Raw genomic sequence first — 8423 nt, forward strand, 5'->3', positions numbered from 1 at the left:
CGGCGACCTCGCGCGCGCGACGGCGGCCGCCACGCCGGCCTACCGCTGGCTCGGCGCCCTGCCCCACATGACGACGCGGCGCCGGCTGCGCCGCTGCCATGCGATGGTGATCGCGTCGCGCATGGAAGGCGGTGCCAACGTCATCATCGAAGCCGTGACGAGTGGCGTGCCCGTACTCGCGTCTTGCATCCCGGGCAATATCGGCATGCTGGGCGAGGATTACGCGGGTTACTTCGCCCCCGGCGACGCGGCGGAGCTGGCTCGCCTGGTCGAGCGCAGCGTGCTCGACGCGCGCTTCCACACAAGCCTGCGGCGGCAGTGCGCCGCGCGCGCCCGGCTGTTCGCCCCGGCCGCGGAGCGAGCGTGCCTGCTCGACTTGGTGGATAATCTTCTCCTCGACCAACGCAAGACGACATGAACACAGGTATGAACACTTCCGCCGACCAACCCATCAAACTGACCTCGTTCTCCCACGGCGGCGGCTGCGGCTGCAAGATCGCGCCCGGCGTGCTGTCCGAGATCCTCAAGAAGTCGAGCGGCTTCCCCGTGCCGAAGGAACTCATGGTCGGCATCGAGACGGCCGACGACGCCGCCGTCTACAAACTGAACGACGAGCAGGCACTGATCGCCACGACGGACTTCTTCATGCCCATCGTCGACGACCCGTTCGACTTCGGCCGCATCGCCGCCACCAATGCAATTTCCGACGTGTATGCGATGGGCGGTACGCCGATCATGGCGCTGGCCCTCGTCGGCATGCCGATCAACAAGCTACCGCTGGACACGATCGGCAAGATCATCCAGGGCGGCGAATCGATCTGCGCGGAAGCCGGCATCCCCATCGCCGGCGGCCACACGATCGATTCGGTGGAACCCATCTACGGCCTCGTCGTCATGGGCCTCGTGCATCCTTCGAAGGTCAAGCGCAACGCGGACGCGCGCGCGGGCGACGTGCTCGTCCTCGGCAAGCCGCTCGGCGTGGGCGTGCTGTCGGCCGCGCTGAAGAAGGACCAGCTCGACGCTGACGGCTATGCCGCGATGGTCGCGAACACGACCAGGCTGAACAAGCCGGGCAAGGCGCTGTCGGAACTGCCGGGCGTCCATGCACTGACGGACGTCACGGGCTTCGGCCTGCTGGGCCACCTGCTCGAGCTGGCGCGCGGCGCGCAACTGACCGCAAAGCTCGACATGGCGCGCATCCCGCTGCTGCCGGGTGTCGAGGCGCTGGCCCATGCCGGTTATTTCACGGGCGCGTCCGGCCGCAACTGGGATGCGTACGGCCACGACGTGGAACTGGGCAGCGGCATCACGGACACGCAACGCGTGCTGCTGACGGACCCGCAGACGTCGGGCGGCCTGCTCGTCTCGTGCGATCCGGGCAGCGTGGACGAGGTCCTCGCCCTGTTCCGCCGCGAAGGCTTCGGCGATGCCGCCGTCATCGGTTCGATGACCACAGGCACGGCGAAAGTCGAGGTGAGCTGAAGAAGCGGGTTAAACAACCGTCGTAGCCAAACGACAATACAGGAAAGGCTTGACACCCCAAACAAAATTCACTTAGAGTGGAGAAATGTTCTCCCAACTGCCTCTGTCGACTTCCCTACCGCTCGCCGGCGCCCTACAGCTGGCAGCCCTGCTACTACGCGCGTAAATCGCCGCCGTTATGCCCGGCATCCTGTGCCGGATCTCGTAGCCCAAGGAAAGTCGTACCGATGTTAGTCTTGATCTCATTCACGCTGTCTGCCACTGTCGCCGGAGCCTTCCTGCTGTCTGCCGGCGCGCGTGTCCGCGTACGTTCGCTGCTAAAACTACCGATCGGTTGCCGGGCCTAGCATCCCGTGGCCCGTCCGGCAGCCCTTGCCACAACGAACCCCAGACACGCACCATCACGAATTCAGGAGCTACCGCCATGTTGACCAATCCCGCCGCCAAATACCGCCCCTTCCCCGCCGTCCCGTTGGACAACCGCCAGTGGCCGAACCGCATCATCGACAAGCCGCCGGTCTGGATGAGCACCGACCTGCGCGACGGCAACCAGGCGCTGATCGAGCCGATGAGCCCGGAAAAGAAACTGCGCTTCTTCGAAAAGCTCGTGCAGATCGGCGTGAAGGAAATCGAGGTGGGTTTCCCGTCCGCATCGCAGACGGACTTCGACTTCGTGCGCATGCTGGTCGAGGAAAAGCGCATCCCGGATGACGTCACCATCATCGTGCTCACGCAGTCGCGCGAAGAACTGATCCGCCGCACCGTCGAGTCGTGCGTGGGCGCGAAGCAGGCCATCGTGCACGTCTATAACTCCGTTGCGCCGGTCTTCCGCCGCGTCGTGTTCGGCATGAACCAGGACGAGATCGTGCAGATCGCCGTCAATGGCACCAGGCTGATCAAGGAACTGGTCGCCCAACACCCGGACACGAAGTGGGGTCTCGAATACTCGCCGGAATCGTTCTCGACGACGGAACTGGACTTCTCCAAGCGCATCGTCGACGCCGTCGTCGACGTGTGGCAGCCGAGCGCGGACAACAAGGTGATCGTCAACCTGCCGTCGACCGTGGAAGCCGCGACGCCGAACGTCTACGCCGACCAGATCGAATGGATGTGCCGCAACCTGAAGCAGCGCGAGAACCTCATGATCAGCGTGCACCCGCACAATGACCGCGGCACGGCCGTCGCGGCCGCCGAGCTGGCCGTGATGGCCGGCGCGGACCGCGTCGAGGGCTGTTTGTTCGGCAACGGCGAGCGCACCGGCAACGTCGACCTCGTCACGCTGGCGTTGAACCTGTACACCCAGGGCGTGCACCCGGGCCTGGACTTATCGGACATCGACAGTGTCCGCCAGCTGGTCGAGGAATGCAACCAGATCCCCGTGCACCCGCGTCATCCGTACGTCGGCGACCTCGTGTTCACCGCGTTCTCCGGCTCGCACCAGGACGCCATCAAGAAGGGCTTCGCGAAGCAGCAGCCGGACGCCATCTGGGAAGTGCCGTACCTGCCGATCGACCCGGCCGACCTGGGCCGCAGCTACGACGCCGTGATCCGCGTGAACAGCCAGTCCGGCAAGGGTGGCATGGCCTATCTGCTGGAGCAGGAATACGGCCTCGAATTGCCGCGCCGCCTGCAGATCGAATTCTCGCGCGTCGTACAGAAGCATGCGGACGCCACCGGCCGCGAAGTGGCCGCGTCGGACATCCATGCCCTGTTCTCGCGTGAATACTTCGAGCAGGAGAACGCCGCGTACCGCTACGTCTCGCACCGCCTGGTCGAGAACAGCGAGGGCGAGGAGCGCGTCCAGATCGACACGAACGTGCTGCACAACCGCGTGACGGAAGCGCGCCACGGCACCGGCAACGGTCCGATCGATGCCTTCGTCAACGCGCTGGGCCTCGACATCCGCCTGATGGACTACCACGAGCACTCGATCGGCTCGGGCGCCGATGCGCGCGCCGCCTGCTACGTCGAGCTGCGCCTCGCGAACGGCCCGACCTTGTTCGGCGCCGCCATCGACAGCAATATCGTCACCGCGTCGTTCATGGCCGTGCTGTCGGCCGTGAACCGCCAGCTGGCCCTCAACGCGGAAGAGGCGCAGCAGCGCGCGGCCTGAGCGTCGATTCATACACATGGTGGGCTCGGGGAGCCCACCCTACGGCATTGCACAATTCGTAGGGTGGGCATTTGAGGCCGGGGACCTCAAATGAAACGTGCCCACGCGTAACGCATGCGATGTGCCGGCATCATGGCGGCGCCGTGCGCATCGGCTGCGGCGCCTTCCCCTGGCCGTTGTGCCCCACGCGTTCGTACTCGGCGATGACCTGGGCCCCGAACAGCAGCAGGCTCGCCGCAATCTCCAGGCTGAACATCACGACGATGGCCGTGCTCATCGAACCGTACACGACGTTCACCTTCGACAAGGTCGTGAAATACCACACGAGGACGTGGCGCGCGAGTTCCCACAGCAGCGCGGCCGTCACGCCGCCCACGAGCGCGTGCGACAGCGACAGCCGTCCGACCGGCATCACGAGATAGATCGACGTCAGCACGAGGATCTCGCCGGCGAGACCCAGCAGGTACAGCAGCGCGCCCGACACGCCGTGCAGCGACCAGGTGCGGCCGAACAGTTCGACGCTCTCCGTGCCGATCACCTGCAAGGTGCCGGCGACGAGCGTCACGATCATCACACCGAAGCCCAGCGCGAGGATGTAGCAGTACGGGAGCACGGCCGAGACGAGGAAGTGGCGCCGGCGCACGGCCACGCGGTGCACGAAGATCACGCTCATCGCGTTTTCCAGCACCGTGAAGGCCAGGGAGCTGAAGAACAGCATCGTGAAGCCGAGCACCCACGTGATCAGGTCGCGGTTCCCGAGGAAGTGCGCGACCTCCTCCACGAGCGGGCCGGACTGCCCCGGCACGAGCAGTTCGAGGTAGCGGCGCAAGGTCAGCAGCAGGTTGGCCTGGTCGATGAAATGCGACAGCACGACGACCACCAGCATCAGGAAAGGCACGATCGACAGCAGCGCGTAATAGGCGACGGCGCCGGCCAGCAGCAAGCCCTGGTTGGCGCGGAAGGCGCGCACGCACTGCAGGACGAATTCGAGCGGATGCGCGACGATCCAGGCATTCGCGCGCCGGTTCAGCACGCGCAGGCGCAGGCCGCGCGCCGGCTTCATCGCGCCAGCCTGATCCCGGTGAACTGCCAGCGCGCGCCGGCCGGGAAAAAGTTACGGTAGCTGGCCCGCGCATGGCCGTGCGGCGTGGCGCACGACGAGCCGCGCAGCACGTACTGGTTGACCATGAACTTGCCGTTGTACTCGCCGAGCGCGCCAGCGGCCGGCACGAAGCCGGGATAAGGCGCATAGCTGCTCGTCGTCCACTGCCAGCATTCGCCGAACATCTGTCCAAGACCTTCGCTGCCCGCGACGCGCGGATGCAGGTCGCCGCAGGCCAGCATCGCATCGCGCGCCGCGAATTCCCATTCGGCCTCGGTCGGGAGGCGCGCGCCGCGCCAGCGCGCGTACGCGTCGGCCTCGTACAGCGAGACGTGCGTGACGGGCCGCTCCAGGTCCAGCGGCAGCAATCCATGCAGCGTGAACTCGCGCCGGCCGTCGCCGTCGTCCACCCAGTACAGCGGCGCGCACGGCGTGCCGTTCGCGACCCGATTTGTCACCTCATCCCAACCTTCCGACAGCCACAAAGACGGGTCGCGGTAGCCGCCCGCCTCCACGAACTCGAGGTATTCGCCGTTCGTCACCAGGCGGGACGCGAGCGCGAACGGTTCCAGGTACTGGCGGTGGCGCGGCAGCTCGTTGTCGAAGGCGAAGCCCGGGCCGCCATGGCCGATCTCGGCGAGGCCGCCGTCGAATTCGATCCAGGCCTGCGGCGCGGCGGGGCCGGCCGCGGGCAGCGGCGCATCGACATAGGCTGGATACAGCGGATTACGCGACAGCAGGTGCTTGACGTCCGTGAGGATCAGTTCCTGGTGCTGCTGCTCGTGCTGCAGGCCCAGCTCCACCAGCGCCGCCAGTCCGGCGTCCGCCGGCGCCGCCGCCAGCAGGCGCAAAAGGCGCACGTCGACAATGGCGCGGTAGGCCTGCACCTCGGCCAGCGTCGGCCGCGTGAGCAGGCCGCGCTGGGCGCGCGGGTGCTTCGCGCCGACACCGTTGTAGTACGAGTTGAACAGCACGCGGTAGGCCGGATCGACGGACCGGAAGCCGGGCTCGCGCGGCTCGAGGACGAAGGTCTCGAAGAACCAGGTCGTATGCGCCAGATGCCATTTGACGGGGCTGGCGTCGGGCATCGATTGGGCGCAACAGTCCTCGGCCGTCAGCGGTTCGGCCAGGTGCAGCGAGCGTTGCCGCACGTGCTCGAACGCGGTCGACAAACGATGTTCGGAAGCTCCCATGCGTGCTCCTTCAGTGCGACAGTGCACGTGCGTAGACGACGGCGAACCACTGCTTCGGATCGGTCCACACGCGCGTGGCCGCGAAACCGGCCTGGGCGAGCAGGCCGACGGCGTCGCTCTGGCGGTATTTGTAGCTGTTCTCCGTGTGGATCCACTCGCCCGCCGCGAACCGGCGGCTGCCGCCGCGCCACGTCACCTGCTGCGCGCTCTGCGCCTCCAGGTGCATCTCGACGCGACCCTGGGCCGGGTTGTAGAAACCGCGGTGGCGCCACTGGCGGATGTCGAAGTCGGCGCCGAGCAGGCGGTTCACGTGGCGCAGCACGTTGAGGTTGAACGCGGCCGTCACGCCCAGCGGATCGTCGTAGGCGGCGTCCAGCACGGTATGGTCCTTGGCGAGGTCGATCCCGATCAGCAGCCCCCCGTCGCGCCCGCACTGCGCATGCACGCGCCGCAGGAAGTCGTGCGCCTCGTCCGGCGCGAAATTGCCGATCGACGAGCCAGGATAGAAGAACAGGCGGCCCTGCTGGCGCACGCTGTCGGGCAGATCGAGGCTGCTGGAAAAGTCCATGCCGAGCGGCTGCATGTCGATGTGGCGGAAGCGCTGGTGCAGGCGTTCGACGGCGTCGTGCAGGAATTCGGCCGAGATGTCGATCGGGACATACTGGCGCGGCTGCAGCAGCGGAAACAGGTGCGCCGCCTTGGCGCAGTTGCCGGCCCCCAGGTCGATCAGCGTGGACCCCGTGCCGACCGTGCGCGCGATCTCGGCGCCGTGCCGGTCGAAGATGCCGGCTTCGGTGCGCGTCGGATAGTACTCGGGCAATTCGCAGATCGCCTCGAACAGCTTCGAGCCGAGCGGGTCGTACAGGAACTTCGGCGAGATCCAGGCCTGGCGGGCGCGCAGGCTGGCGTCCAGTTCGGCGGGTACATGCAACCCATCGTTTGCTGCGGGCACGGCGTGCGACGTCATGTTCAGCATGGTGTCCTCGGAGGGGCGGAAATGTTGCAGTTCCGGCCATCATACGCGATTCCGCACGTGGCGGCGTCACGGCTGACCGCTGCCGCCGCCATGCTAGAGTAGCGGTTTTCCTGTGGCGTTCCATGCTCGAACTCGTCGATCTCAGCAAGTCCTATGGCGGCCGCACCGTGCTGGCGGCCCTGTCGCACCGTTTCGCACCCGGCGAATTCGTCGCCATCATGGGCGAATCGGGCGTGGGCAAGTCCACGCTGCTGAACCTGATCGCGGGGCTCGACGTGCCGGACGGCGGCGAAGTGCGCGTCGACGGGACGCCGATGTCCGCGCTGGACGACGATGCCGCCACCCGGCTGCGGCGCGCGCGCATGGGCTTCATCTTCCAGGCCTTCCACGTGCTGCCGCACCTGACCCTGGCGCAGAACGTCGCGCTGCCGTTGCTGCTGAACGGCCGCCCCGACCCGGCGCGCGCCACGCAGATGCTGGACGCCGTCGGCCTGGCCGGACGCGACGCCGATTATCCGCGCCAGCTGTCGGGCGGCGAGCTGCAGCGGGTCGCCATCGCGCGCGCCCTCGTGCACCGCCCCGCCCTGCTGCTCGCGGACGAGCCCACCGGCAATCTCGACCCGGAAACGGCCGACGGCATCCTGCACCTGCTGCGCGCGGAGATCAAGGCGAGCGGCGCGGGGGCGATCATGGTCACCCATTCCCACGCGGCCGCCGCCATGGCCGATCGCACGCTCGTGCTGACCCGCTCGGGCCTGATCAGCCCAGGTTCCTAGAAGAAACAGGCCTGTTATGGCGTTTTAGTCATGAACAGTGCGTCCTTCATATCAACTCCGTAGTAGCATTCCAACAAACCCGTCAGGCATAAGTCAGCGAAAAAAGCGGTACAGGCGGGCTGGATTCCAAAACAGTCGATCTGTCTTGAATGTTCATTGTCCCGTGGAGGAGTTCATGAGCGTACGGCAGAAGAAACAGGAGTTGCTCGAGGCAATGCATCGTGCCCGAGCGATGGAGCCGTCGAGTTTTGTCCCGAACAAATTACTCGACACGTTAATCCAGCGCATGCAGCTGAAGAACGACGCGGAACTGTGCCGCGTCCTGGAGGTACAGCCACCCATCATCAGCAAGATCCGGCACCGCAAGCTGAACGTCGGCGCCACGATCCTGCTGCGGATGCACGAGAAATCGAATATCCCGATCCGCGAACTGAAGGAATTGACGGCCGAGACGCGCACGGAACCGCCGCCGACCCACCACTGAGCGCCGGCGGATGGCAATGTCGGAACGGTGGCGTCACCCGGCCGGCGGGCGCCCGGTCTTGAGCTGGGGCAGGCTGTCGAGGACGGCGCGCAGGGACTTCGTGTCGAGCTGGCCCAGCAGGGCCACGCCGATGCGCAGCAGCTCGCTCTTCTTGACCTCGAAGCCGGCCTTCAGGCACGCCTGCTTGACCGCGCCGAGGACGGCGTATTCCTGCTCCGGCATGGTGAAACTGTCGCGCACCAGGTGCGGACGCGCGGGCGCGTCGCTGCGTGCGGAGGCCGCGGCGCCGGCCGGCTT

Annotated in this window: 8 protein-coding genes and 1 pseudogene; 5 read left to right on the top strand and 4 right to left on the bottom strand. The window is 66.6% G+C overall.

Annotation, left to right across the window (positions count from 1 at the left end):
- The 3 genes from AC1DYX_RS24310 to leuA all read left to right on the top strand — a co-directional run.
- Nucleotides 1–418: glycosyltransferase (locus AC1DYX_RS24310; RefSeq protein ID WP_477263637.1), on the top strand; the 418-nt coding region annotated here is incomplete at its 5' end.
- An 8-nt stretch (nt 419–426) separates the two neighbouring features.
- Nucleotides 427–1482, top strand: coding sequence for a selenide, water dikinase SelD (gene selD / locus AC1DYX_RS24315; protein WP_477263639.1), 1056 nt, complete (start codon nt 427–429; stop codon nt 1480–1482).
- Between the two features lie 424 nt (nt 1483–1906).
- Entirely contained in the window at nt 1907–3595 is a 1689-nt protein-coding gene (gene leuA, locus AC1DYX_RS24320) for a 2-isopropylmalate synthase (protein ID WP_477263641.1), read from the top strand.
- A gap of 130 nt (nt 3596–3725) precedes the next feature.
- Here leuA and AC1DYX_RS24325 read toward each other — a convergent pair whose 3' ends face one another.
- From AC1DYX_RS24325 to egtD, 3 genes are read right to left on the bottom strand one after another with little or no spacing between them, the layout of a single operon-like run.
- Nucleotides 3726–4658, bottom strand: coding sequence for a YihY/virulence factor BrkB family protein (locus AC1DYX_RS24325; RefSeq protein ID WP_477263643.1), 933 nt, complete (start codon nt 4656–4658; stop codon nt 3726–3728).
- The gene (gene egtB / locus AC1DYX_RS24330) at nt 4655–5890 is read right to left on the bottom strand and encodes an ergothioneine biosynthesis protein EgtB (RefSeq protein WP_477263645.1); all 1236 of its coding nucleotides are present in this window, start codon (nt 5888–5890) and stop codon (nt 4655–4657) included. Before egtB ends, AC1DYX_RS24325 begins: the two co-directional genes overlap by 4 nt.
- A 10-nt stretch (nt 5891–5900) precedes the next feature.
- The gene (egtD, locus tag AC1DYX_RS24335; RefSeq protein ID WP_477263647.1) at nt 5901–6866 is read right to left on the bottom strand and encodes an L-histidine N(alpha)-methyltransferase; all 966 of its coding nucleotides are present in this window, start codon (nt 6864–6866) and stop codon (nt 5901–5903) included.
- Between the two features lie 122 nt (nt 6867–6988).
- On the opposite strand from egtD, the gene AC1DYX_RS24340 reads away from it, so the two are divergent.
- Complete coding sequence (locus AC1DYX_RS24340; protein ID WP_477263650.1) at nt 6989–7642, top strand: ABC transporter ATP-binding protein; 654 nt, start codon at nt 6989–6991, stop codon at nt 7640–7642.
- Nucleotides 7643–7817: 175 nt separating this feature from the next.
- Complete coding sequence (locus tag AC1DYX_RS24345) at nt 7818–8126, top strand: hypothetical protein (protein WP_477263652.1); 309 nt, start codon at nt 7818–7820, stop codon at nt 8124–8126.
- A gap of 33 nt (nt 8127–8159) precedes the next feature.
- On the opposite strand, the pseudogene AC1DYX_RS24350 reads toward AC1DYX_RS24345, so the two are convergent.
- Nucleotides 8160–8423, bottom strand: a pseudogene (locus AC1DYX_RS24350) (hypothetical protein); the annotation flags it as partial.

Source organism: Massilia sp. P2_C2 (genome assembly GCF_056404615.1).